Source organism: Sphingomonas sp. CCH5-D11 (genome assembly GCF_001557395.1).
Taxonomy (GTDB): Bacteria; Pseudomonadota; Alphaproteobacteria; order Sphingomonadales; family Sphingomonadaceae; genus Sphingomonas.
On record NZ_LSKH01000224.1, the window covers coordinates 1 to 24,378 of the forward strand.

A 24,378-nucleotide genomic window follows, 5' to 3' on the forward strand; every position below is an offset into this window, starting at 1 on the left:
CGGCGGGCGACCAGCACGATCGCGGCCAGCACCAGCGCGGTGATGACCAGCATCGCCACCACGCGAGCCAGCCGCCACGATGGCGTGCCCGCCCGCGTGCGACGGCGACGCCGCCGCCCGCGCAGCAGCGGATAGCGCCCTGCTTCCTCAATCATGCAAGCCGTAGCTCTTCAGCAGATCATACAGGGTCGGGCGGCTGACGCCGAGCAGGCGCGCCGTTTGCGAGATATTGCCATCGGCGCGGGCCAGCGCATGGCGGATCGCCTGACGGTCGGCCGCCTCCCGCGCGGCGCGCAGATTGACGGCACCATCCTCGCCGGTCGCGAGATCCAGGTCGGCGGCCGTCACCGATTTCCCATCGGCCATGATGACGGCGCGCTTCACGCGGTTTTCCAGCTCCCGGACGTTGCCCGGCCAGTCATGCGCATCGATCGCCGCCCGTGCGTCGGAAGAAAGGCCGGATACCGCCGGGTTCATGGTCGCGGCGTAGCGCGTGACGAAATGCCTGGCCAGCAAGGCCGCGTCGCCCGGGCGCCCGGCGAGCGAGGGAATGCGCACCACGATTTCGGCCAGCCGGTAATATAGATCCTCGCGAAAGGCACCGGCGGCGACCATGGCGTCGATGTCGCGATGGGTGGCGCAGACAATGCGGGTGTCGACCGCGATCGGCCGCCTGCCGCCGATCCGCTCGATCACCCGCTCCTGAAGAAAGCGCAGCAGCTTCACCTGCAACGCGAGCGGCACGTCGCCGATCTCGTCCAGGAACAAGGTGCCGCCCGCCGCCTGCTCGATCTTGCCCTCGGTGGTCTTCACCGCGCCGGTGAAGGCGCCGCGTTCATGGCCGAACAGTTCGCTTTCCAGCAGGGTCTCGGGAATGGCGGCGCAGTTGATCGCGACAAAGGCGCCACCGGAGCGACGGGAGGCGTCGTGCAGGCCGCGGGCGAGCAGTTCCTTGCCGGTGCCGCTAGCGCCGAGCAGCATGACCGACACATCGGCCGGGGCCACTCGCTCCACGGTGCGCATCACCTTGATCATCTCGGGCGCCGCCGTGATCAGCCCGCCGAGCGCCGGCCCAGTATCGCGCAGCGCGAGGCGGCGGTTTTCCGCTTCCAGATCATGGACGTGAAAGGCGCGCGCAACGATGTGGCCGAGCGCGTCAATGTCGATCGGCTTCTGGTAGAAATCCCATGCGCCATCCGCGATCGCCTGAAGCGCGCTCTCGCGAGCGCCGTGCCCCGAAGCGACGATCACCTTGGTTTCCGGCTTCAGTGACAGGATTTCCGCCAGCGCAGCAAAGCCTTCGCTGGTGCCGTCAGGATCGGGCGGCAGGCCAAGATCGAGCGTGACCACCGCCGGCTCCTCGGCGCGGACCATATCGACGGCACTGGCCCGATCGGCGGCGACCAGCACCTCATAGCCGTCATAGGCCCAGCGCAACTGACGCTGCAGCCCAAGATCATCCTCCACGATCAACAACTTGCGTGGAGCGTTCATGCGGCCAATTCCATTCCCCCGAGCGTCGACGGCGCCAGCGGCAGCGCGATCCGAAAGCTGCTTCCGGTGCCTTCGCGACTGACGACGCTGATCGAACCGCCCATCCCTTCGGCGAGCTGCCGCGCCTCGAACGCGCCGAGGCCGAAGCCGCCCGGTTTGCCGGACACGAAGGGGCGGAAGAGTTGATCGCGTACGAACGCCGTGCTCATGCCGCGCCCGTGATCGACCACCGTGATGCTGGCCTCGCCGTCCGCCGCGGACACGATCAGCTGCACCTCCGCACCGGATGCGCTCGCCTCGATCGCATTCTGGACGAGGTGGGAGACGAGCGTTTCCAGCGCGGCGGGATCGGCCAGCGCGCAGGCCGCCGCTTCGCCCGACGCGCGCACCGGATGCTGGGCCCGACGCCCGGCCGCGATCCGCTCCGCCAGCGCGAGCAGCGGGACGGGGCGGGCCTTTTCGGCACGGCTGGCATGATGCTGCGACAGGCGGGCAAGAAGAGCGTTCATCCGATCCGACGAATCGGACAGGGTCGCCACCATGTCGGCACGGAAGGCCGGGTTGTCGGCGTGCCGCTCGGCGTTGCGCGCGACAAGGGTCAACTGGCTGACCAGGTTCTTCAGATCGTGCATGATGAAGGCGAAGCGGCGATTGAATTCGTCGAACCGCTGCGCATCGGCGAGCGCGGCATGGGCGCGCGCCTCCGCCAGATAGCTGGCGGCCTGGCGACCGGCGACGCCAAACAGATCGAAATCCTCCCAATCGAGCGCGCGGTTCAGCGCCGGACGGGCAAGGACGATGGCGCCGGCGAGCTCGCCCAGGTGGATGAGCGGAACGATCACCCAGGCCTGGTCGTCGTCGCGCAGCCAAGCGGACACGCAGTCCCGATCGGCCGGCGTTGCCCCACCGGCGCGCACCGCATCCAGCTCGATGATCCGCCCGGTGGCAGCGAGATGGGCGAAGAGCCGCTGGTCCGGCTGATCGGGGGACGGCGCCTCTGGCCAGTTCCACACCGATGCGGGGCCAAGCGCGGCGCTGTCCGGCAGGAGCAACAACCCGCCGGGAGAGTCGGTCAGGTCCGCGACTGCCTTCACCACCCGCACATCGAGCGGCGCGGCCGCGCTGCCGGGCGCCCCAAGCGTCTCGGTGAAGCGCAGCCACTCACCGCGATAATCATAGCGGTGGCTGAACAGGTGCTTCGACACCAGCACGCGCGCCCAGGCGCGGGTCCAGGGCGTGGAGACGAGCGCCAGCAGGGCTGCCGTGGTGCCGAAGATGAGCGCGGTCTGCACCAGCCGGGCGTAGCTGCCGCCGACCGATCCGATGATCGCCGTCGCCAGCACTGTGACGGCGACGTACAGCGCCACCGCGACCAGCGCGAGCGACAGCAGCGCCAAGGTGCGCGATACCTGCATCTTGCGTTCGTCGCCGCGCGGCACGGCCAGGCTGAGCAGCGGCGTCAGTGCCACCATCACCGCGCCGCGCAGGTCCATGAGGCCGGCGGGCCAGTCGCCGGTGAGCCACGTGCCCCCGAACACCAGGAGATCGGTGAACCACATCATCGCGAGCGCCACGATCGTCATGCGTTCGCCGCCGTGCCGGCGCGGGTCGCTGCCCTGACGCAGCCGGTTGGCGAGGATCAGCGCGCCGGTCGCGGCCAGCATCTGCAGCAGAAGGCGGGTGTCGAGCAGCGCGGCGGCCGCAATCGGATCGCTGACGATCACCGAGCCCAGCGCGAGCAGGCAGCATGCGACGGTGACGATCGCCACCGCGGCGTAGATTGCACGCACGGCCGGCCAGGCGCCGTCAACCGGTTTCTGCCGCGCCAGCGCGTACATCAGCCACAGCCAGGCGAGATTGCGGACGCCTTCGGCGATCCGGGACGCCACGTCGCGCGCATCAAGCCCGGCCACAGCCAGCGCCCAGAGCGCCGTTGCGAGCAGCCCGGCCATAAACGGTGCGCGCGGCAGCCCGCCGCCGCCGCGCCGCTGCGACAGTGCCAGCGTGCCGAACAGCAGCGCCGCCAGCGCATGGGTCCACAGGGTAATCGGTGCGGCGTTCACCGCGCGCCCGAGGGCCAGAGCACGACCCGCAACGTCTGCAGCAGGATCAGCAGATCGAGGAAGGGCGAATAGTTCTTCGCATAGTAAAGATCATATTCCAGCTTGTGCCGCGCATCCTCAATCGAGGCGCCATAGGGATAATTGATCTGCGCCCAGCCGGTGATGCCGGGCTTCACCATGTGGCGTTCGGCGTAATAAGGCAGCTGCTGTTCCAGTTCCTCCACGAACTGCGGTCGTTCCGGGCGGGGGCCGACGAAGCTCATCTCGCCCTTCAGCACGCTCCAGCATTGCGGCAGTTCGTCGATCCGGACCTTGCGGATGAACCGGCCAATGCGCGTGATGCGAGGATCGCGCTCGAGGGCCCAGACCGCCTGGCCGCCCACTTCCGCATCCTGGCGCATGGAGCGCAGCTTCAGAATGTCGAACGGCTCATTGTAGAGGCCGACGCGGCGCTGGCGGTAAAAGGCGGGGCCGCGGCTCTCCAGCTTGATCGCCAACGCCGTAAGCATGATCAGCGGCAGCGTGACCATCAGCAAGAGGCCACTCGCCGCGATATCAAAGGCGCGCTTCGCCATGGCGGACAGCATGCGACCCGACGCGAACCCATCGGAAAAGATCAGCCAGGAAGGATTCACGCTGGCCAGGTCAATCCGGCCCGTCTCGCGTTCAAGGAACGTCGAGAATTCATTCACATGAACGCCCGTCGTCTTGACGCGCAGCAGATCCTTCAGCGGCAGCGCGTTGCGACGCTCCTCGATCGCCAGTACCACCTCCGTCGCGCCGCATTCCACCACGAAGGCGGCGAGATTGGGGATGTCACCGCGCGGCACGGCCTGCGCCACCGCCACCATCGGCTCGCCCATCGCGACATAGCCGGCAACCACGAAGCTGGCACCGTTCGCCCGCTCCAATGCGCCGAGCCGGGCAGCTCGGGGCCCTGCACCCAGCACCACGATGCGGCGGCGGAACCGCTCACCGCCAAGCATCCGGCGAAACAGCAGCCGCGCCGCCACCAGCCACGCAATGGCGAACAGCATCGCGTAGAACAGGCTGGACCGCCACAACGTGACGGTGGGCATGAAGAAATACAGCAGGCTGAGGAAGATGACGCCAAGGCATACCGCCACGATCAGCCGCATCACCGCCTGGCGGACCGACACCAGAACATCCGCCTGATAGGCGCCGACTGCGACCATCGCGACGGCGAGCGGGACGGCAAAGGCGGCGAGTTGCGGCAGGCGTTCCCAGATCGGCTCCGGGATCATGTCGAGCTGAGCGGCGCGCACCAGCCACCCGCATTCGGCGGCGGCCAGCAGGAGCACGACATCGATCAGCCCGAGCAGGAGAACCGCGTTCGGCACATAATGTTTGAAAACCCTGATCATCGCCCGCGCTCGTCCCTATGGTGTAAGGGAAACCGACACGAGTGCTGTTACAGGAATTGGCAAAGAAAGTTTGAACAGCCCGCCGGATCGAAAATGCTCGTAATGCATTCAAGCACGGGGCATCTTCCACTTTCCTTCGCGCCTGCACTCCTGCGGCGCGTTCATGATGCCGTGAGGAGCTTGCGCGCATGACGTCGATCGTCCCCGTGATCCTGTCCGGCGGATCGGGCACACGGTTGTGGCCCATGTCGACGCCGGAGCGTCCAAAGCAGATGCTGGCGCTGACCGCCGAACAGACGATGCTGCAGCTGACCGCCGCGCGCGCCTCTGGCGAGCGGTTCGACGCGCCCATCGTGGTGGCAAATGCCCGTCATGCCGACATGATCGAGGAACAGCTTGCCGCCGTCGGTTGCCGACCGCAGGCGCTGATCCTGGAACCGATCGGCCGCAACACGGCGCCGGCCATCGCGCTCGCCGCGCTTTGCGCCGTAGAGCCGGACGCCCCCCTGCTGGTCATGCCATCCGATCATGTGATCGAGGATGTGGAGGCTTTTCGCGCCGCCGTTCAGGCCGCGCTGCCGATGGTGGAGCAGGGCTGGCTCGTCACATTCGGCATCACGCCGGATGCTCCCGAGACCGGCTATGGCTATATCAAGGTGGGCGAACCGATCGAGACGGGCGTGTATCGCGTCGATCGCTTCGTTGAAAAACCACCCCGCGCCGCTGCCGAGGCGATGCTGGCAAGCGGCGACCATGCGTGGAACGGCGGCATCTTCCTGTTCCGCGCCGATGCGTTCCTGGATGCGCTGGCGCAGCACGAACCCGCCATGCTGGACGCCGTCCGCCGCTCGATCGCCGATGGCGAGCGTGCCGGCACGCACATCCGGCCGTCCGCTGTCGCCTTCTCCGAGGCGCCGAACGAGTCGATCGACTATGCGGTCATGGAAAAGTCTGATCGGGTCGCTGTCGTGCCGGTGTCGATGGGCTGGAACGATGTCGGCAGCTGGGACGCGCTTCACGCGATCAGCGCGTGCGACCCCGCAGGCAACGCAATCCGCGGCGAGGTGATCGCGCTTGATACCAACAACTGCCTGGCGCGCAGCGATGGCGTGCGCATCGCCATGGTGGGCGTGAGCGACCTGATCGTCGTGGCATCGGGCAACGACGTGCTGGTCCTGCCCCGTGGCCGCAGCCAGGAAGTAAAGATGCTCTTGGAAGCGATGAAGTCCAGCGGCAGCTCCGACGCAAGAAGCCCGGAGGCGGAGCTGGGCGCGCTCAAAGGGTAACCGTCAGCCCACCATTCATCGGCACATCGGCCCATTGCCCGGTCAGCTCATCGAGCCGGGTACGGATCGCCGCGATGTCCTCGGCCGAGATGCTCGCCGCGTCATGGCCGCGCGCCGCGCAGGCATGCTCGTAGGTGGCGATCAGATCCGCCACCGGCACCCGCCCGCCCCACATTTCCGCCTGAAACACTTCCACCAGGCGCTCGACCGCATGATCCTCCTGCGCGCCGCCGGTGTCGAAGTCGACCGCCTGCCCCTCAGCCACGAGCGTCAGAAAGCCGCGGTGCGCCAGCACGCTCTCCACCGCGACATGGATCATGTCATGGGGGATGATGCCCTGTTTCGGGCAGGCGATCGTTTCCGTGGTGCCATCAGCGCGGCTGATGGTGAGTTCGTCGTACTTGCCGCCGCGCTTTACGAAGGTGAGGTCCATGGGGAGGAACCTATTGCTGCTTGAGGACCGGCACCATCGTCTTTGCAGGCGGGCATGGCCGCGCGGCGCCAGGGAAATTCTCGTCAGGCTTCACGCGCGCCGCGCCGGCGCGAGCCGGTCAAGCGGACTGCCGGTCCAGCAAGGTGGCGGTGTCGAGGCCGAGAAGGTCGATATAGGCGCGAATGCGGGGCCATTGCTGGCTGACGAAAGAGTCGCGTTCGGCGATGCGGAGCCGCTCCGCGGCGCCGGGCAGCACGAACATGCCGACGCCGCGCCGCACCTCCACATAGCCTTCATCCTGGAACGACTGATAGGCTTTGGCGACGGTCAGCGGGTTCGCCCCATGCTCGGCCGCAAGCGCACGCACCGAGGGCAGCTGATCGCCCGCGCGGAAGTCACCACGCAGGATCCCCGCCGCGATCGTTCCGCGAAGTCTGATATAGACCGGGCTGTCTTCGTTGCTCAGCGCTGTCATGCTGCCTTAATACAGCAAATAACGGCCCAGGCCAGCCAAGAAGTGTCCGGATCGGTTGCCCCGACCCGGTACGACGGGCGCGATCAGTCCAGAATGTGCATCCACAGCGGCTCGCCGGCCAGGCTTTGCGACCCGCGCAACCGCTCCAGCGCCGCTTCGATATGCGACTCGGGCGCCTCATGCGTGACGATGGCGACCAGCGCCGTTCCGTCGACAGGCGCCGCGCGCTGGATGAGGCTCTCGATCGACACGCCAGCATCGCGCATCGCCGCCGCGATTTCCGCCAGCACACCGACCCGATCCGCCACGGTGAAGCGCAGATAGGCACGGCCGCGGCGCTCGCCAGTGGGTGCCGCCGGCGCTTCCGCCAGCGAGGCGACCGGCATCGCATAAGGCGGACCATATTCGCCGCGCGCGATATCGATGAGATCGGCGACGACGGCGCTGGCGGTCGGGCCGTCCCCGGCGCCGGCACCCTGGAACAGCAGGCGGCCGACGAAATTGCCCTCGGCGACCACCGCATTGGTGGATCCGGTGACATGCGCCAGCGGGTGATCCGATGGGACGAGATGCGCATGGACGCGCTGGAACAGGCCGTTGGCGCCTGCCTCGGCCACGCCCACCAGCCGAACACGGTAACCGAGCGCCGCGGCCTCCGCGATGTCAGCCGCGAGGACATGGCGGATGCCGCTGATCGCAACAGCCCCGAAGGCCGGTCGCGTGCCAAAGGCGATGGAGGAGAGGATCGACAGCTTGTGCGCGGCATCGACGCCATCGATGTCGAACGAGGGATCCGACTCGGCATAGCCAAGCGCCTGTGCTTCCGAGAGCACGTCGGCAAAGTCTCGGCCCTCTGCCTCCATCTTGCTGAGGATGAAATTGCAGGTGCCGTTCAGGATCCCATAGACGCGGCCAATGTCATTGGCGGCGGCGCCTTCGCGCAGGCCCTTGATCACCGGGATGCCGCCAGCGACGGCCGCCTCGAACTTCAGCGGCACCTTGGCGGCTTCGGCCGCGTCGGCAAGCTCCAGACCGTGGTGCGCCAGCATGGCCTTGTTGGCCGTGACGAAGCCCTTCCCCGCAGCGAGCGTCGCGCGGGCCAGTGCGAGCGCAGGGCCATCCGCGCCGCCGACCAGCTCCACCACGACATCGGCATCGCAGCGCGCCAGTGCGCTGGTATCATCGATCCATTCGAAACCGCTGATGTCGACGCCGCGATCCTTGGTACGATCGCGCGCCGACACGGCAACGATCTCGATCGGCCGACCGGCACGCCGCGTGATCAGTTCGCGGTTCGCCTCCAGCACGCGGATCACCCCGCCGCCGACCGTCCCGAGCCCCGCCAATGCCACGCGCAATGCTGTCGTCATCTTTACCCCCTCATCGCGCAGGAGCGAGTAAGCACTTGGCGGTGCCGTGTCGACCTTGCACGTGCACGGGACGGTAAAGATCCAAACACGATCTAATTTTTGGCCGTATCCCCCTTTTGGGGGATGTGCCCTGCGGTCGACTCCTGCCAATGATTAGCTGCGACCCAAGCCCGTGATTCCACGGGCAACCTGCCCGGCCCCTCTTCACGGAAGGGCCGGGCAACTTTTTTTGCGGCTGATCAGGCTGCCTGGGCGAACACCTGCTGCTCCGCTTCATTGGCCACCTCGACCGGCTGCTCGGCCGAGGGCGATTCCTTGGCGACGTGCTGCGCGGCGCGTGGATTCGGGAAGGCGATCCGGGAGACCAGGACAACCAGCCCGAGCGCGAGATAGGTGACGACCACACCAACCGGCTGGATGACGAAGGCTGCGCCCAGCGCGAGACGCAGCCACAAGGGATTGAAGCCGAAGTCTTCACCCAAGGCGTTGCAGATGCCGAGCAGGTTATCCTTCGGTGCGGTGAGCGGCTGGGCGGCGGTGGTCATTGCGATTGCTCCGGTCTGTAACGGCGTCGGCCGTTGATGCCGGGCGACTTGCAGCTTCCGTGCCAGACATGGTTTCCCTAATTTTTGAGCTACTTGCCGAAGCTCGGCGGCTGGTTGCCATCAACAGCCGCCGGACAGGGCGCCAGATCATGGCGATATTTACCAACCCAGCGCGGTGCGCCGGGTGAGGATCACATTGGCGCCGCATCCTTGATGTGCCAGCATGTCGCGATGACCATGCCGCCGAAGCCTGTTGCCGAACTCACCCTGCGCGCCGTGCTGCTGGGCGGATTGATCACACTGCTGTTCACGGCGGCGAACGTCTATCTCGGCCTGAAGGTCGGGCTCACCTTTGCGACGTCGATCCCGGCGGCGGTAATCTCCATGGCGATCCTGCGCCAGTTCCGCGGATCGTCCATCCTTGAGAACAATATCGTCCAGACCATCGCCAGTGCTGCCGGCACGCTGGCCGCGATCATCTTCGTGCTGCCGGGGCTGGTGATCATCGGCTGGTGGCAGGGCTTTCCCTTTCACCTGACAGCCGGGATCACGGCGCTTGGCGGCGTGCTGGGCGTAATGTTCTCGGTGCCGCTGCGGCGCGCGCTGGTGGTGGAGAGCGACCTTCCCTATCCCGAGGGGCGCGCGGCGGCGGAGGTGCTGGAGGTCGGCTCCGGCTCACGCGCGGGGGCGGCGGAAAGCGCGGCGGGGCTTCGCCTGCTGGTTTCAGGCAGCGTGGCATCGGCCGGCTTCGCGATCCTGACCCAGATGAAGCTGGCGGCGGCGGAGGTCGGCACCTGGTTCCGGCTGGGCAGCGGCGCGACCGGGGCAGCGGGCAGCCTGTCATTCGCCTTGTTCGGCGTCGGCCATCTGGTTGGCCTGTCGGTCGGCCTTGCCCAGCTCGTCGGCCTTGTCACCGCCTGGTTCATCCTGCTGCCGATCCTGACCGCGGCACAGCCGGCGGCGGGTGACGTGGAAAGCTGGGCGGGAGCGATCTTCCGCGAGGACGTGCGCTTCTTCGGTGCCGGCGTGATCGGCATCGCCGCCGTCTGGACGCTGGTGCGGATCGCGCGGCCGGTGGTCGGCGGTGTCACCTCGGCGCTGGCCGCCAGCCGGGCACGGCACGCCGGCGAAGCGCTGGCGCTGGAGGAGCAGGATCTGCCGATCGGCGTGGTAGCCGGCGCCGCACTCGCCCTGCTGCTGCCGATCGCCTGGTTGTTGTGGAGCGTCGCGAGCGCCGGCCCGATCGCCGGCTCTGCCGCAGTGCTGGTGTCGGGCGCGCTCGTCTTCGTCGTGGTGATCGGGCTGATGATCGCCACCGTCACGGGCTATATGGCCGGCCTGATCGGGGCCTCCAATTCGCCGGTATCGGGGATCGGGATCCTCTCCATCCTGGCCGCGTCCCTGCTGCTGGTGGGGCTGTTCGGGCGCGACCTGCCGGCTGACACGACTGCCGCGCTCGTCGCCTATGCGCTGATCGTCACCGGCATCGTGTTCGGCATCGCTACCATCGCAAATGACAATCTGCAGGACCTGAAAACCGGGCAGCTGGTCGGCGCGACACCGTGGAAGCAGCAGGTGGCGCTGGTGATCGGCGTGATCTTCGGGTCGATCGTGGTACCGCCGGTGCTTGACCTGCTGAACACCGCGTTCGGCTTCGCCGGCGCGCCGGGTGCCGGGCCGAACGCGCTGGCCGCGCCGCAGGCCGGGCTGATCTCCTCACTCGCGAAGGGCGTGCTGGGCGGCGATCTCAACTGGTCGATGCTGCGCTGGGGCGCGCTGGCGGGCGTGATCTTCATTGCCCTGGACGAGGCGCTGGGCAAAGCGAAGCGCCTGCGCCTGCCGCCGCTCGCGATCGGCATCGCCATCTACCTGCCGATGGCGGTGATCCTTCCGGTGGTGCTCGGCGCGCTGATCGGCGCGGCATATGATCGCTGGGCGGATCGCACCGCCAACCCCGAATCCGCGCGGCGCATGGGAACGCTGACCGCGACCGGCATAGTAGTCGGCGAGAGCCTGTGGGGCGTGGCCTTTGCCGGGATCGTCGCCGCCAGCGGGAGCGACACGCCGCTCGCGGTGGTGGGCGACGGCTTCGTGCCCGTCGCCCTGACCGGCGGCGCCCTGTTGTTCGTGGCGCTGATCGCGTGGCTTTACCGCGCCACGCGCCGCGCCGTCACATCAGCGCCAGCAGCTTAGAGATCTCCACAAAGGCGAAGCCGACCGAGCTGTCGGCGATGCCATAAGGCATGAACAACTTGTCCCCCTGCCGCATCGCGCCGCAGGTATAGACCACGTTGGGCACATAGCCTTCGCGGTCCTGATCGGCGGCCGCCAGGATCGGCTCACGCGTGCGGCCGAGCACCTTGGACGGATCGTTCTTGTCGAGCAGCGCCGCGCCAATCGAATATTTGCGCATCGCGCCCACGCCATGGGTGAGCAGCAGCCAGCCCTCGTCGACCTCGATCGGCGGGCCGCAATTGCCGATCTGCACCAGCTCCCAAGGGAACACCGGGGTCAAGATAAGCTCTCCATCGTCCCAATGATCGAGCCGGTCCGACCGCAGCAGATACAGGTTCTCGCCATCCTGCCGACCGATGGAGAGATATTCTCCGTTCACCGTGCGCGGGAACAGCGCAATGCCCTTGTTGCGGGCGGCCGACCCGGTCATCGGCACCAGATCGAAAGCGCGGAAATCGCGCGTGCGCAGCAGTTCGGACTGGATGCTCGCGCCATTATAGGCCGTGTAGGTGCCGAGCCACTCCAGCGAGCCATCGTCATGGGTGAAGTGGACGAGGCGCAAGTCCTCCAGTCCCTTCGACTGCGCCTCGGTGATCGGGAAGATCACCGTGCCTGACAGGGTGGAATCGCGGTTCCGATGCACCGTGACGGGGCCAGTCGGAATGTCCTGCCCGTCGATTCCGTGCGCGTCGGCCGCAGTGGCGAAGGGCGGTTCGGGCGCCAGCATCAGCTGATTGTCGCTGGTGATGATCCCTTCGCGGAAAGCGACGGAAGAGATATGGCCCTCACCCACCGCACGAAGGCTCATCAGGATGCGCTGCGACCCTTCGGTCATCCCGGACTGATCGGGATGCGGCACCGCGCTGGGGTTCATCAGCGCCGCGGCCGCATAGCTATATTCGTGACAGAAATAGGCGCCGATCAGCTGCCGCTTCTCATCATCGATGGCCAGGTTATCCAGCCCGTGAAGCTCGGCGATTTCCGCGAAGCGGGTCAGGAACACGCGGCGCGTTTGCCAGTGACGCGCCTCGAAATCCTTGAGCACGGCAGCCAGCTGCTCGCTCGCCTGGATCGACGTCATAGCCAGAACGGCATCGATCATTCGTTGGGAACGGCTTTGCCCCTGACCGTTCATCGCCGACTTGGCGATATGGAACGGGCGCACCACGACACGCGACGGGTCGGCATGGAGCCGGAGCCGATGATTGAACAAGTCCAAGAAAAAGGCCTCGTATTGTCGTCCGGAAGTCGACGCGCCAAGGCAAGCGGGGCTTACGCGACAGCGCGCCCCGTTCCTGCCACGGCTTGCGCTGCCTTTGAAAGCCTAGAAATCGCGCAGTTCGACAATTGCAGCGCCAGAATGGACTCGGCGCCCTGATTTCGGTTCAAACCGGTGGGCATCAGCCCATCGAAACAGCCGCCGTCCTGAACCGTGGCGAGCGGCAGATCGAGATCGTTCTGCCCGAAATACCAGCCATAGGCGCGCTCCGCCTCTGTCCGCCAACGTTCGTCGCCCGTGGCCGCAAAGGCGGCGCAGCACGCTTCAACCGTTGCCTGCGCTTCCAGCGGCTGCTGATCGAACGGCAGCGGATCGGCATAGGGCCGCCCAAAGCTTTCGGTGCCCACAGCGCGGAAGCGACCCTCCGGGCTCTTTTGCTGTTCGATGATCCAGGCCAGCGTCTCCAGGCCGGTATCCACCACATCCTGCCGGCCGATCGCCTGCCCGGCGCGGATCAGCGCCTCGGGCAGTCGGGCGTTGTCATAGGCGAGAACAATCTCGAACCAGACCCAATTGGGGCGCCGTGCGGCATCCAGCAGGGCCATATGCTCGTCCGGGAAGCGCGTGAGGATCGAATGCGCGAGCTGATGCCCGGGTGATGCCTCCAGCATGGCGGCCGCACCCAGCATGGCGAAGGATTGCGCGCGCGGACTGCCAAGCTCGAAGGCGAGGCTTGCCGTCATGTCGAACATCATCGTCGCCCAGTCGCGATGCTTGCGGCTGCGCGCGTCTCGCGCGGTGACGCCAAGCGCCCACAAGGCGCGGCCGTTGGAATCCTCCGACCCCTCGTCCTCGCACCACGTCCGATCAAAGTTCATGAAGTTGCGGAAGCGGCGCTGTTCCGGGTTCCATGCGAACTGCACAAAGGACGCGTAGATGGTGGTCCATTTGTCCCGTGCAGCGTCGTCGAGATCGTCCATCCCGCTCATCAGGATCAGCGCGCGTGCATTGTCATCGATGCAATAACCGTGGCGACGATCGGGAACGGAATAGATCGAATGCTGCAGCATCCCGGTCGAATCGCTCATCCGCTCCACGGCGGAAAGATCAGGCGCGTGAGGCTTGATCGGCCCGGAAGAGGGGATGCGCTGAGGGCGCCCGTCAACGATCGACGTAATCTCGTTCATTGCTCGCTCCGCCACACGTGACCAAGTCATCGTCCGGCCGCGCTCATAGGCGCGTGCGGACAGGCGTGAGCGGTTGCGCTCGCTGCCCAAAAGGCTGTTGATCTCACGCGCGAAAGCCGCCGCATCCCGGAAGTCGACCAGCACGCCATGTCCGTCGGCCAGGATCTCCGTGGCATGGACATAAGGCGTGGAGATCACGGCCTTGCCCACGCCCACGGCATAGGAGAGCGTGCCGCTCGTGATCTGTGCCGGGTTCAGATACGGCGTGACATAGATGTCTGCCGCCTGGAGATAGTCGATCAGCTCGTCCTGCTCGACAAAGGCATCAACGAAAGCGACGTTGTTTTCCACGCCGAGTTCGCGGGTCAGCGCCTTCAGGCCATCGCGATATTTCTCGCCTTCATGGGCGACGAGATTGGGATGGGTGGCGCCCAGCACGATATACATCGCATCCGGGTTCTGCTCCACGACGCTGGGCATTGCCTCGATCACCGTCTCGATGCCCTTGCCCGGCGCGAGCAGGCCGAAGGTGAGGATCACCTTGCGCCCCGACCAGCCGAAGCGCGGTTTCACCGTGGCGGGATCGGCGAAGGGGCGATCGGGCACGCCATGCGGAATGGTGACGATCGAGCGCGGATTGGCGCCATGCACCCGCGTCAGGATGTCCCGACCGCGTTCGGCCATGACGATGACCTTTGCCGCACGCCGCAGCAGCCCTTCCATCACCGCCCGCTCCTGCGCGCTCGGCTTTTCCAGAACGGTGTGCAGCGTGACGATCAGCGGCAGATTGGTACGATCGAGCAGCGCCAGGATATGCTCCCCGGCCGCGCCACCGAAGATGCCATATTCGTGCTGGAGCCAGATCGCCTGTGCGCCGGACGTCTCGATCGCTCTCGCAGTTGCGATATAGGCTGCCCGATCATCCTGCGGGATCGTGCCAGTGACGCACGAGGGATAATCATAGCGACCGGGATGATCGTCCATCGCGTACACATCGACGGACAGATCCGGATAGCGGCTTTTCAGGGCGTTGAACGTATCGGTCGTGAAGGTCGCAAGCCCACATTTTCGCGGCAGAAAATTGCCGATGAGGGCGATGTGCGTGACGCTGTTGTTCTCGACCGCTTGGTTCATCCTCATATGCCTTTGCTACGGAAGAGCGCCCGTTAACATGGCGTTCAGCGTTACAACCCGCCTGACGCGGGTTGGTTGCGCAATGTGCTGCAATGCAGCGCTGAATTGTCCCGGAAAGCGTTCAGCCGCGCCCGCGGTAGGACGGAACCCCCTGATCGGGCACCCACAGGTCCGCAGGCGGCGCGCCGGTCTGCCAAAAGACGTCGATCGGGATGCCGCCGCGCGGATACCAATAGCCGCCGATTCGCAGCCACAGCGGCTTCATTTCCTCGACCAGCCGCTCGCCGATGCCGACCGTGCAATCCTCATGAAAGGCGGCGTGATTGCGAAAGCTGCCGAGAAACAGCTTCAGCGATTTGGATTCAACAATGGTGTCGCCGGGAACGTAATCGATCACGAGATGCGCGAAGTCGGGCTGGCCGGTAACGGGGCACAGTGACGTGAATTCCGGCGACACGAAGCGGACCAGATAATTGCGGCCGAGGCGCGGATTGGGAACGTAATCGAGCACCGCCTCTTCCGGGCTGGCGGGAAGCGGGCTGTTCTTGCCGAGATGGAGTGTCATGCGGAGCAGATAGGGGCAGGCTCGCCGCGATACCAGTTCGCCGGCGTCGGTCCGCGCGTGTTTCGACAAGCGGGAATTGGAGGCTAAGAGAAGCGCATGGACCCACTTGTCTCCGCCCAATGGCTTGCCGCCGAGATCGGCGCGCGTGATCTTCGCCTTGCCGATTGCACCTGGTTTCTGCCCGGTGATGGACGGGACGCCGCGGCGGAATATCTCGCCGGGCACATCCCCGGCGCGGTCTTCCTCGACCTGGCGGAGATGGCCGACACGGAAACGAGCCTGCCGATGATGCTGCCCGGACCGGAGAAGTTCGCCAGCCGGATGGGCGGGCTGGGGCTCGGCGATGGCACGCGGATCGTGCTGTACGACCAGTCTCCGCATCACACCGCGGCGCGCGGCTGGGCCATGTTGCGCAGCTTCGGCATCACCGATGTCGCCATTCTCGACGGCGGGCTGGATGCGTGGCGCAGGGCCGGTGGTGCGCTGGCGATCGGCGAGGAAGCGCCGCGGCCGCGGCACATCACGCCGCGCGATCGTGGCCGCGCCATCCGCGATCTGATGCACATGAAGGCCGTGCAGGCCAGCGGCGCCGAGCAGATCGTCGACGCACGCTCCCCAAGCCGCTTTGCCGGGGCCGAAGCGGAGCCGCGCGCGGGGGTGACCCCCGGGCATATACCCGGTTCGACCAACCTTCATTACGCCCGCTTCTTCCGCGAAGATGGCACATGGAAGGACGTGGACGCGCTGCGCGCCTTGTTCGACGACGCCGGTATCGACCTCGAGCGGCCGATGGTGGCGACCTGCGGCTCAGGCGTGACCGCCGCGGTGATCGCCTTTGCCGCGCATCTGCTGGGGCGCGAGGTGCCGGTCTATGACGGAAGCTGGGCGGAATGGGGTGCCGATCCCGCCACGTCGAAGGAGACCGGGGCATGAGCAAGGACCGGCCGATCGCCGATGCTACCCGTGTCGTTGCCGCCGGGCGACGCGCGGAATGGACGCAGGGGATCGTCAACCCGCCGCTGTGGCGCGCCTCCACCCACCTTTATGACTCGGTCGCCGAGCTGCGCGCCAATGGTGCGCGCGACACCCACCACCGCCTGTTCTACGGCCGGCGCGGCAGCCCTACGCAATGGAGCCTGGCAGAGGCGCTGACCGAGCTTGAGCCGGGTGCGGAGGCGACCTTCCTCTACCCCTCCGGCGTGGCGGCGATCGCGGCGGCGCTGCTGAGCGTGCTCTCCCCCGGTGACGAATTGCTGGTGCCGGACGCCGCCTATGATCCGACCCGCGCCATGGCGACGGGGCTGCTGAAGCGCTTTGGCATCAGTTCGCGCTTCTACGATCCGCTGATCGGGGCGGGCATCGCGGACCTGATCGGCGAGCAGACCCGCGCCGTCTTCATGGAAAGTCCGGGCAGCCTCACCTTCGAGGTGCAGGACGTGCCCGCGATCGTGGCGGCGGCCAAGGCACGGGGCGTAACCACGCTGCTCGACAACACCTGGGCCACGCCGCTGCGCTTTCGCGCGATCGAGAAGGGGGTCGACCTCGCGATCCTCGCCTGCACCAAATATGTCGTGGGCCATTCTGACGTAATGCTGGGCAGCGTCACCGCCGCGCCTTCGCACTGGCGCAAGCTGCGCGAGGTCAGCTTCCAACTGGGACAGGTGGCAAGTCCCGACGACGCCTGGCTCGGCTCGCGGGGCCTGCGCACCATGGCGGTGCGGCTAGCACAGCATGAGGCAAGCGCGCTCAAGATTGCGCGCTGGCTGGAGACCCGGCCGGAGGTGGACCGCGTTCTTCACCCGGCTTTGCCATCCTGCCCTGGCCGTGAGCTTTTCGCGCGAGACTTCATCGGCGGCAGCGGGCTTTTCTCCTTCGTGCTGAAGGGCGGCGATGAGGCGGCGCGCGCGGCGCTGATCGACGGGCTTCACCATTTCGGCATCGGTTACTCCTGGGGTGGCTTCGAAAGCCTGGCGATCCCCGTCGACCCCGAACGCCATCGCAGCGCAACCCGACCCGACTTTGCCGGGCCGCTGGTGCGATTGCAGATCGGGCTGGAGGATCCGGACGACCTGATCGCCGATCTGGCGGCCGGCCTCGACCGGTTCAGCGCGGCACGGGGATGACGCCGATGGAAGCGTGGCTCGACGCGAACGGCCTGGCACTGCCATCGCGGATGGACGCGCTGGAGGTGGCGATCGCGGGGGCGCTGATCGTGCTGGCGCTGGCGCTGGGCGTCTTCGCGCAGCGCTCGTTCGGCGCGCGGGCGAGTCAGTTCTGGAAGACCCATGTCGCGCATCACGGCGAGGGTCTGTGGGAGCGGATGCCCGCCATCCTGCGACACGGCGTTGCCGCCTTGGCAACGTCGATCGTCATGTCGGCCTATCCCTGGTCCGCTTGGGGCGGGCTGGATGCAATCACGGCCACGCTGGACGGCGTGGGCGTGGATGTCGGCCGACGCCGGCTGTCGCTGCTGGCGATCACCAGCGCGCTGCTCGTCATCGTCATCATCATCGCCATCGTTCGCCTGGCGAACCGGATCGTCAGCCACGCCATTGCGCGGACGACCACGCTGGACGCGACGCAGAAGCTGCTGGGTCAGAAGCTGGCCACCATCGCCATTGTGGTGGCGGCGTTTCTGTTCTCGATCGACCTGTTGGGCATCGACCTGACTGCCTTTGCCGTCTTCTCCGGCGCCATGGGCCTGGCGGTCGGCTTCGGCCTGCAGAAAACCGTCGGCAACCTGATCGCGGGCATCATCCTGCTAATGGACCGTTCGATCAAACCGGGCGATGTGATCGTCGTCGGCGACAGCTTTGGCTGGGTCAACAAGATCGGCGTGCGTGCCGTCAGCGTGGTGACGCGCGACGGCAAAGAACATCTCATACCGAATGAAAACCTGATGACTCAGGAGGTGGAGAACTGGTCCTTCACCAATCGCAACGTGCGCGTGCGCATCCCGGTGAGCGTCGCGTACAATTGCGACCTGAAAGTCGCGCAGGAACTGATGTTCGCCGCCGCTGCCGAGTCGCCACGTGTGCTTGCCAGCCCCAAGCCTAACGTGTGGCTGACGGGGTTCGGCAATGACGGGGTCGAGCACGAGATCCTGGCCTGGATCAGTGACCCGGAGAGCGGTGTCGGCAACGTCCGGTCAGACGTGCTCAACCGATTGTGGTGGAAGTTCAAGGAAGCGGGCGTTGCCCTCCCCTTCGCCCAGCGCGACATCTATGTGCGCAGCTGGCCAGGCGAGCCGATGCCGATCGAGCGCGACAGAGCGCCGGATGAACCTACGATTTAATGGCTTCGAAACTCAAGCCGTCCGCTGACGACGGAAAGGCTTCAGACGATCGTGGCGCCGGCAGTTGATCGTCCACGTTCGCTAAGGTCCGGATGACAACCGAAACTCGCCATGGACGGAGCACGCCGGCCCGACCAGGCCGAGCCGGCGTATAGCCTTACTTGGGCGCGTTGGCGCGAGCTTCCTGCCCGTCGCCTTCCGGCGCGGCGATGATGTCGCGCGTGGTCTGGCCCTTGTCGATCACGTTGGTCTGGGGATCGCCCGCGGAGGAGCGGATGCCGTCATCAGCGGACTGTTCGCCCGCCGCCTGAAGCGCGGCGGCCTCACCGGCGCTGCGCTGCGCGCTGCCGAACAGCGCCTCCAGCGTCTGAGCCTGCGCCGCGCTGGCGGATTGCACGCGCGCCGCACCCGGCGTCGGCGGCACCAGCGCGAAATCGGGCGGGATGATCAGCGACGGCTGACGCGCCACCGCAAACTCGTCTGGACGATCGCGGTCGAGCCCGTTGCTCGCGCACCCGGCGAGCAGCACCGCAAGACCTGCGCCCATGACCATCGACTTACGCATTTACATTCTCCGAAGCCATCTTGTCCGGCTTTGCCGCCGGTTTATCGCGGATGAGCAGCGCGCGCACCAGCAGAATGAGCACGCCGATGGTGATCGCCGCATCCGCGACGTTGAAGACGAGGAACGGCCGCCATTCACCGAAGTGAAGATCGGCAAAATCCACGACATAGCCGAAGCGCACGCGGTCAACGATGTTGCCGATGGCTCCGCCCAGCACGAGGCCGAGCGCCAGCCTGTCTGCGCCCTTTTCCTCACGCCACATCCAGAAGGTCACGGCCGCGGCGATCAGGCCCGTCATCGCCACCAACGCCCAGCGTGCCGTTTCGCTTTCCGCGCGCAGCAGGCCCAGGCTGACGCCCATGTTCTGCACGAAGCGCAGGTCGAAGAAGGACACGACCTCTCGCGATGCGCCCAGGAAGTTGATGCCGAGCGGCCCGGTGACGAGCCATTTCGTCAATTGATCGACCAGGAACACCAACGCCGCGACGACGAGGCCGGCCGCGGGAGCGGCGCGCTTCACGCGGCCACCTCTTCGCCCACCACATCGGAGCAGCGGCCGCACAGCGCATTGTCTTCGGCCACTTCGGGCAGCAGGCGCCAGCAGCGGCCGCATTTGTGATAATCGGTTCGCGTCACGGTCACCTCATCGCCCGGCGATACCTTCGCCACGATGAACGCCTCGGCCAGTTGATCCACCGGCAGCGGCGTATCGGTGACGGTCACGTCCGCCTCCAGGCTGGAGCGCACAACCTTTTCGCGGCGCAGCGGCTCGATCGCCTCGGTCACCCGCTCGCGGAGGCGGCGGACTTCCAGCCAGCGGGCGCTGACGTCCTCGCCCGCCTCCGCCGGCAGTTCGGGCCAGTCGAGGAAATGCACGGAGCTGTTCTCGCTCGGGAAGCGGGATTGCCACACTTCCTCCGCCGTGAAGACCAGCACCGGCGCCGCCCAGCGCACCATGGCGTGGAACAGCACGTCCAGCATGGTGCGATACGCCCGCCGCTTCACGTCATCCGACGCGTCGCAATAGAGCGAGTCCTTGCGGATATCGAAGAAGAAGGCCGACAGGTCCTCGTTGGCGAAATCGCTCAGCAGGCGGACGTAGCCGTTGAAGTCGAAGTCTGCGATCGCGCGGCGAAGCTGCTGGTCCAGCGCTTGGACAAGATGGAGCATGTAGCGCTCCAGCTCCGGCCACTCGGCGACCGGCAGCTTCTCCGCCTCATCGAATCCGTCGAGCGCGCCGAGCAGGTAGCGGAAGGTGTTCCTGAGCTTGCGATACTGGTCCGCGACGCCGGCCAGGATCTCCTTGCCGATGCGGTGATCCTCGGTGAAGTCGACCGACAGCGCCCACAGCCGCAGGATGTCCGCGCCGTAATCGCGCATCAGATCAAGCGGGTTGATCGTGTTGCCGAGCGACTTGGACATCTTCATGCCCTTGGCGTCCATCGTGAAGCCGTGCGTCAGCACCGTATCATAAGGCGCCCGGCCGCGCGTGCCGCAGCTTTCCAGCAGCGACGACTGGAACCAGCCGCGATGCTGGTCCGAGCCCTCAAGGTAGAGGTCCGCCGGCCAGGACAGTTCCGGCCAGCGCCCGCTTTCAAGCACGAAGGCATGGGTGCAGCCCGAATCGAACCACACGTCGAGAATGTCGGTGACCCGCTCATAATCCGCCGGATCGCGTCCCTCGCCAAGGAAGCCGGCCGCCGCCTCGTCAGTCCAGGCATCGACGCCCTTCGCGCGAAAGGCTTCGACGATGCGTGCGTTCACTGCGGGATCGACCAGCAGCTCGCCCGTCGCGCGATGGACGAACAGCGCGATCGGCACGCCCCAGGCGCGCTGACGGCTGATCACCCAGTCGGGCCGCCCTTCGACCATCGCGCCGATGCGATTGCGGCCCTTCTCCGGCACGAAGCGCGTCGCGGCGATCGCCGCCACGGCGCGATTGCGGAGGGTGTCGCCGGCGACACGCCCTTCGACAAGCTCAGGGGGAACGGTGCTTTCTTCCCCGTTCGTGCCGAACGAAGTCGAAGCACGTGTCCCAGCCGCATCGCCCGCAATCGGCTTGTCGACCGCGATGAACCACTGGGGCGTGCAGCGGAAGATCACCTTCGCCTTGGAGCGCCAGGAATGCGGATAGCTGTGCTTGAAATCGTCGCTGGCGGCGACCAGCGCGCCCGCTTCGCGCAGGTTGGTGCAGATCGGCCCATCCGACGCCACGAACTTCTTGTTGATGACGCTGCCCTGCCCGCCGAGCCATGCCCAGTCCGGGCGGTACATGCCGCCCGCATCGACGGCGAAGACCGGATCGATGCCGTGCGCCTTGCAGAGGTCGAAATCGTCCTCGCCGTGGTCAGGCGCCATGTGGACGAGGCCGGTGCCGGCATCGGTGGTGACGAAATCGCCCGGCAGGAACGGGCGCGGCTTGGCGAAGAAGCCGCCCAGCGCATGCATCGGGTGGCGCGCGACGGCGCCGGCGAGCTTGTCGCCCGTGAGCATCGCGAGCGCGGTAACCGTGCCGGCCGCGTCGCCCACCTTCATGACCACGGGATGGCCGATGCGCGCGCCGAAGCTTTCGATCAGATCACGCGCCACCAGCAGCGTGCGCGGCCCTGCCACCATGTCGTCGAACCGCGCGAGGACGTATTCGACCTCAGGGCCGTAGGCCAGCGCCTGGTTCACCGGAATCGTCCACGGCGTCGTGGTCCAGATCACCGCATGCGCACCGACCAGCTCCGGCGCGTTCGGCGCCTCGGTGATCTCGAACGCGACGTCGATCTGCGTCGACACGACGTCCTCATATTCCACCTCGGCCTCAGCCAGCGCGGTCTTCTCGACCGGAGACCACATCACCGGCTTGGCGCCGCGATAAAGCTGCCCCGTCTCGGCGAACTTCATCAGCTCGGAAACGATCGTCGCCTCTGCAGCGAAGTCCATGGTCAGATAGGGCTTGTCCCAATCGCCGTTGACGCCCAGCCGCTTCAGCTGTTCGCGCTGCGTGTCGACCCACTTCTGGGCATAGGCGCGGCATTCGGCGCGGAACTCCGCCGGCGGCACCTCGTCCTTGTTCAGCTTCTTCTTGCGATATTCTTCCTCGACCTTCCACTCGATTGGCAGGCCGTGGCAATCCCAGCCGGGCACGTACGGCGCGTTCTTGCCCAGCAGCGTCTGGGTGCGCACCACCATGTCCTTCAGGATATGGTTCAGCGCGTGGCCGATATGCATGTCGCCATTGGCATAGGGCGGGCCATCGTGAAGGATGAACTTCTCGCGGTCCGCTCGCTGCTCACGCAAACGCTGGTAAAGGCCCAGTCGCTGCCACCGCTCCAGAATCGCGGGTTCCTTCTGCGGCAGGCCCGCCTTCATCGGAAAGTCGGTCTTCGGCAGGAAGACGGTGTCGCGCCAATCCTTCTGATCGGGCTCGCGTGCGGAGGTGGTTTCGTCGGCCATAGAAGCTCGCGCCCTTAGCGCGGGTCGCCGGGCAAAACAAACCACTGTGGCGTCGCGATCTGCAGCCGCGGCGGATCAATCGCCGGCGAGGATCTGTCGTGCGCGGTCGCAATCGGCGGCCATCTGTTCGGTCAACGCTTCGAGCGTGTCGAACTTGGCCTCCGGACGCAGGAACTCCACCAGTGCAACGTCGATCACCTGGTCGTATAGGTCACCGGAGAAATCGAACAGATAAGGTTCGAGCAATTCCTTGGGAGGATCGAAGCTCGGCCGGATGCCAAGGTTCGCGGCACCGCCAAAGACCTGTCCGTCCTCCAGCATCACGCGCACCGCATAGATGCCGTAGGCGGGGCGCAGGTAATTGCCGAGGTCCACGTTAGCGGTCGGATAACCGATCTCCCGTCCAAGCTTATCACCATGCCGCACCTCGCCGCGGATGGTGAAGGGCCGGGTCAGCAGCCGGGAAGCATCGCGCGGGCGACCCTCGCGCAGGGCAGCGCGAATGCGCGTGGACGAGACGGTATCGCCCTCCAGCGTGACCGCGCGAACAGTATCGGTCGAAAAGCCGTGCGCCTCGCCAAGGCTGGCCAGCATCGCAACATCGCCCGAGCGCGCCTTCCCAAAGGTAAAATCGGCGCCAGTGACGACCCCGGCGGCCCCGATCTGCGCCACCAGCTGCTCGGTGACGAACTCTTGCGCGGACAAAGCGGCGAGCGCCGCGTCGAAGGGGAAGACAAGCAGAGCGTCCACGCCCGCCGCGCGCATCAGCTCCGCCCGCTGCTCCAGCGTGGTCAGGCGGAACCATGGGCTGTCGGGCTTGAAGAAGCGCATCGGGTGCGGATCGAAGGTCGCGACCAAAGCCGGGCGCCCCTCAGCTCGCGCCCGCTCGACCGCGCGCCCGACCACCGCCTGGTGCCCGAGGTGAAAGCCATCGAAATTGCCCAGGGCAACGATCCCGCCGCGCAATGCCTGCGGCAGCGCCTCGCCCCTGTTCAGCCGGATGATCCCATGCCGCTCCATGGCAGCGGCGCATAGCGGCGCGCGCGTCAGCGCACCAGTGTCACGAAACTATAGGCCGGACGACCGGCATCGGCAGCATGTTCCTCACGCGCGACCTCGCGCCAGCCGGTGAAAGGGGGAACAATGGTGTCGCCCTCCGGTGCTGCATGGACCTCAGTCAATTCAACGCGATCGGCGCGATCAAGGAACAGCGCGAAGATATCCGCGCCGCCGATCACCGCGGCATCATCGCCCGCGAGCGCCAGCGCTGCTTCGGGATCGTGCGTCACCTCTGCGCCGTCGGCAGACCAGTCGCGATCACGGGTGAGAACGATATGGCGTCGCCCCGGCAACGGCGCGGGGAAGCTCTCGAATGTCTTGCGCCCCATGATCATGGGCCGGCCGATCGTCTGCGCCTTGAAGCGCTTGAGATCGGCCGGAAGGTGCCAGGGCAAGCCGCCGTCGCGGCCGATCACGCCATTGCTGGCGCGGGCAAGATGCAGCGAAACGGTCACTGGCCGTGCGTGCGCTCGGCCGATCCAAGCGCGACCGCACAAGCAGGCGGACTGCCGAACTGAAGCAGCATCGCTGCGAGCGTGGCGGTTGCGATGGTGATCAGATAATCCCGCATGCCAGCCTCCCTTCCGACGACTACGCTTGTAGTCATGGAGGCTGAACGGCGGG

General features: G+C 66.5%; 20 protein-coding genes. 5 read left to right on the forward strand and 15 right to left on the reverse strand.

The genetic code is table 11. From position 1 onward, the window contains the following. Window positions 1–147 precede the first annotated feature (147 nt). Genes prsR through AX702_RS14115 form a run of 3 tightly spaced genes read right to left on the reverse strand, consistent with a single transcriptional unit; the run spans window position 148 to window position 4,942 of the window. On the reverse strand, window positions 148–1,494 hold the full coding sequence (gene prsR / locus AX702_RS14105) for a PEP-CTERM-box response regulator transcription factor (RefSeq protein WP_066780598.1): 1,347 nt from the start codon (window positions 1,492–1,494) through the stop codon (window positions 148–150). Continuing rightward, window positions 1,491–3,557 (reverse strand): XrtA/PEP-CTERM system histidine kinase PrsK, encoded by a 2,067-nt coding sequence (prsK, locus tag AX702_RS14110; protein ID WP_066780602.1) that lies wholly within the window; start codon window positions 3,555–3,557, stop codon window positions 1,491–1,493. Before prsK ends, prsR begins: the two co-directional genes overlap by 4 nt. Then, the gene (locus AX702_RS14115) at window positions 3,554–4,942 is read right to left on the reverse strand and encodes a TIGR03013 family XrtA/PEP-CTERM system glycosyltransferase (RefSeq protein WP_066780604.1); all 1,389 of its coding nucleotides are present in this window, start codon (window positions 4,940–4,942) and stop codon (window positions 3,554–3,556) included. Before AX702_RS14115 ends, prsK begins: the two co-directional genes overlap by 4 nt. Before the next feature lie 245 nt (window positions 4,943–5,187). On the opposite strand from AX702_RS14115, the gene AX702_RS14120 reads away from it, so the two are divergent. Then, entirely contained in the window at window positions 5,188–6,228 is a 1,041-nt protein-coding gene (locus AX702_RS14120; RefSeq protein WP_066780636.1) for a sugar phosphate nucleotidyltransferase, read from the forward strand. On the opposite strand, the gene AX702_RS14125 is transcribed toward AX702_RS14120, so the two are convergent. The 4 genes from AX702_RS14125 to AX702_RS14140 form a co-directional block, all read right to left on the reverse strand. Beyond that, window positions 6,218–6,661 (reverse strand): hypothetical protein, encoded by a 444-nt coding sequence (locus tag AX702_RS14125; protein WP_066780605.1) that lies wholly within the window; start codon window positions 6,659–6,661, stop codon window positions 6,218–6,220. The two genes, AX702_RS14120 and AX702_RS14125, sit on opposite strands and share 11 nt — an antisense overlap. 118 nt (window positions 6,662–6,779) lie before the next feature. After that, entirely contained in the window at window positions 6,780–7,136 is a 357-nt protein-coding gene (locus AX702_RS14130) for a GntR family transcriptional regulator (RefSeq protein WP_066780606.1), read from the reverse strand. A gap of 83 nt (window positions 7,137–7,219) precedes the next feature. Continuing rightward, entirely contained in the window at window positions 7,220–8,506 is a 1,287-nt protein-coding gene (locus AX702_RS14135; RefSeq protein WP_066780608.1) for a homoserine dehydrogenase, read from the reverse strand. A gap of 239 nt (window positions 8,507–8,745) precedes the next feature. Further along, window positions 8,746–9,051 carry a PspC domain-containing protein gene (locus AX702_RS14140; protein WP_066780613.1) on the reverse strand — a complete coding sequence of 102 codons (306 nt, stop codon included), beginning with the start codon at window positions 9,049–9,051 and terminating at the stop codon, window positions 8,746–8,748. 231 nt (window positions 9,052–9,282) lie between these two features. On the opposite strand from AX702_RS14140, the gene AX702_RS14145 reads away from it, so the two are divergent. Beyond that, a complete protein-coding gene (locus tag AX702_RS14145) occupies window positions 9,283–11,244 on the forward strand; it encodes an OPT family oligopeptide transporter (protein WP_066780638.1) in 1,962 nt (653 codons plus the stop codon). Here the strand turns inward: AX702_RS14145 and AX702_RS14150 are convergent. The 3 genes from AX702_RS14150 to queF form a co-directional block, all read right to left on the reverse strand. Beyond that, complete coding sequence (locus AX702_RS14150; RefSeq protein WP_066780615.1) at window positions 11,222–12,505, reverse strand: glycoside hydrolase family 130 protein; 1,284 nt, start codon at window positions 12,503–12,505, stop codon at window positions 11,222–11,224. The two genes, AX702_RS14145 and AX702_RS14150, sit on opposite strands and share 23 nt — an antisense overlap. A 53-nt stretch (window positions 12,506–12,558) precedes the next feature. Continuing rightward, on the reverse strand, window positions 12,559–14,826 hold the full coding sequence (locus AX702_RS14155; protein WP_066780617.1) for a glycosyltransferase family 4 protein: 2,268 nt from the start codon (window positions 14,824–14,826) through the stop codon (window positions 12,559–12,561). Between the two features lie 121 nt (window positions 14,827–14,947). Next, a complete protein-coding gene (gene queF, locus AX702_RS14160) occupies window positions 14,948–15,391 on the reverse strand; it encodes a preQ(1) synthase (protein ID WP_066780639.1) in 444 nt (147 codons plus the stop codon). A gap of 96 nt (window positions 15,392–15,487) precedes the next feature. On the opposite strand from queF, the gene AX702_RS14165 reads away from it, so the two are divergent. Genes AX702_RS14165 through AX702_RS14175 form a run of 3 tightly spaced genes read left to right on the forward strand, consistent with a single transcriptional unit; the run spans window position 15,488 to window position 18,686 of the window. Beyond that, complete coding sequence (locus AX702_RS14165; RefSeq protein WP_066780618.1) at window positions 15,488–16,324, forward strand: sulfurtransferase; 837 nt, start codon at window positions 15,488–15,490, stop codon at window positions 16,322–16,324. Further along, window positions 16,321–17,514 carry a cystathionine beta-lyase gene (gene metC, locus AX702_RS14170; RefSeq protein ID WP_066780620.1) on the forward strand — a complete coding sequence of 398 codons (1,194 nt, stop codon included), beginning with the start codon at window positions 16,321–16,323 and terminating at the stop codon, window positions 17,512–17,514. The genes AX702_RS14165 and metC overlap by 4 nt, the downstream gene beginning before the upstream one ends. 5 nt (window positions 17,515–17,519) lie before the next feature. Beyond that, a complete protein-coding gene (locus AX702_RS14175; RefSeq protein ID WP_443026302.1) occupies window positions 17,520–18,686 on the forward strand; it encodes a mechanosensitive ion channel family protein in 1,167 nt (388 codons plus the stop codon). Between the two features lie 157 nt (window positions 18,687–18,843). On the opposite strand, the gene AX702_RS14180 is transcribed toward AX702_RS14175, so the two are convergent. The 5 genes from AX702_RS14180 to AX702_RS14200 form a co-directional block, all read right to left on the reverse strand. Then, window positions 18,844–19,251 carry a DUF3035 domain-containing protein gene (locus tag AX702_RS14180; protein ID WP_066780628.1) on the reverse strand — a complete coding sequence of 136 codons (408 nt, stop codon included), beginning with the start codon at window positions 19,249–19,251 and terminating at the stop codon, window positions 18,844–18,846. Then, window positions 19,244–19,771: a signal peptidase II gene (gene lspA, locus AX702_RS14185; RefSeq protein ID WP_066780630.1), complete on the reverse strand. Its 528-nt coding sequence runs from the start codon at window positions 19,769–19,771 to the stop codon at window positions 19,244–19,246. The genes AX702_RS14180 and lspA overlap by 8 nt, the downstream gene beginning before the upstream one ends. Next, window positions 19,768–22,695, reverse strand: a complete 2,928-nt coding sequence (ileS, locus tag AX702_RS14190; RefSeq protein WP_066780632.1) for an isoleucine--tRNA ligase — start codon at window positions 22,693–22,695, stop codon at window positions 19,768–19,770. Before ileS ends, lspA begins: the two co-directional genes overlap by 4 nt. A gap of 75 nt (window positions 22,696–22,770) precedes the next feature. After that, window positions 22,771–23,700 carry a bifunctional riboflavin kinase/FAD synthetase gene (locus AX702_RS14195; RefSeq protein WP_066780640.1) on the reverse strand — a complete coding sequence of 310 codons (930 nt, stop codon included), beginning with the start codon at window positions 23,698–23,700 and terminating at the stop codon, window positions 22,771–22,773. Between the two features lie 41 nt (window positions 23,701–23,741). Beyond that, window positions 23,742–24,209 (reverse strand): dihydrofolate reductase, encoded by a 468-nt coding sequence (locus tag AX702_RS14200; RefSeq protein WP_066780634.1) that lies wholly within the window; start codon window positions 24,207–24,209, stop codon window positions 23,742–23,744. Between the last annotated feature and the right edge of the window lie 169 nt (window positions 24,210–24,378).

What these genes read in the sequence shown, in the direction of transcription:
- AX702_RS14130 (WP_066780606.1), bottom strand. Translation starts at nt 7,136, where the DNA reads ATGACAGCGCTGAGCAACGAAGACAGCCCGGTCTATATCAGACTTCGC.
- AX702_RS14120 (WP_066780636.1), top strand. Translation starts at nt 5,188, where the DNA reads ATGTCGACGCCGGAGCGTCCAAAGCAGATGCTGGCGCTGACCGCCGAA.
- queF (WP_066780639.1), bottom strand. Translation starts at nt 15,391, where the DNA reads ATGACACTCCATCTCGGCAAGAACAGCCCGCTTCCCGCCAGCCCGGAA.
- AX702_RS14140 (WP_066780613.1), bottom strand. Translation starts at nt 9,051, where the DNA reads ATGACCACCGCCGCCCAGCCGCTCACCGCACCGAAGGATAACCTGCTC.
- prsR (WP_066780598.1), bottom strand. Translation starts at nt 1,494, where the DNA reads ATGAACGCTCCACGCAAGTTGTTGATCGTGGAGGATGATCTTGGGCTG.
- AX702_RS14175 (WP_443026302.1), top strand. Translation starts at nt 17,520, where the DNA reads ATGGAAGCGTGGCTCGACGCGAACGGCCTGGCACTGCCATCGCGGATG.
- ileS (WP_066780632.1), bottom strand. Translation starts at nt 22,695, where the DNA reads ATGGCCGACGAAACCACCTCCGCACGCGAGCCCGATCAGAAGGATTGG.
- AX702_RS14135 (WP_066780608.1), bottom strand. Translation starts at nt 8,506, where the DNA reads ATGACGACAGCATTGCGCGTGGCATTGGCGGGGCTCGGGACGGTCGGC.
- AX702_RS14155 (WP_066780617.1), bottom strand. Translation starts at nt 14,826, where the DNA reads ATGAACCAAGCGGTCGAGAACAACAGCGTCACGCACATCGCCCTCATC.
- AX702_RS14145 (WP_066780638.1), top strand. Translation starts at nt 9,283, where the DNA reads ATGACCATGCCGCCGAAGCCTGTTGCCGAACTCACCCTGCGCGCCGTG.
- AX702_RS14115 (WP_066780604.1), bottom strand. Translation starts at nt 4,942, where the DNA reads ATGATCAGGGTTTTCAAACATTATGTGCCGAACGCGGTTCTCCTGCTC.
- metC (WP_066780620.1), top strand. Translation starts at nt 16,321, where the DNA reads ATGAGCAAGGACCGGCCGATCGCCGATGCTACCCGTGTCGTTGCCGCC.
- AX702_RS14165 (WP_066780618.1), top strand. Translation starts at nt 15,488, where the DNA reads ATGGACCCACTTGTCTCCGCCCAATGGCTTGCCGCCGAGATCGGCGCG.
- AX702_RS14125 (WP_066780605.1), bottom strand. Translation starts at nt 6,661, where the DNA reads ATGGACCTCACCTTCGTAAAGCGCGGCGGCAAGTACGACGAACTCACC.
- AX702_RS14180 (WP_066780628.1), bottom strand. Translation starts at nt 19,251, where the DNA reads ATGCGTAAGTCGATGGTCATGGGCGCAGGTCTTGCGGTGCTGCTCGCC.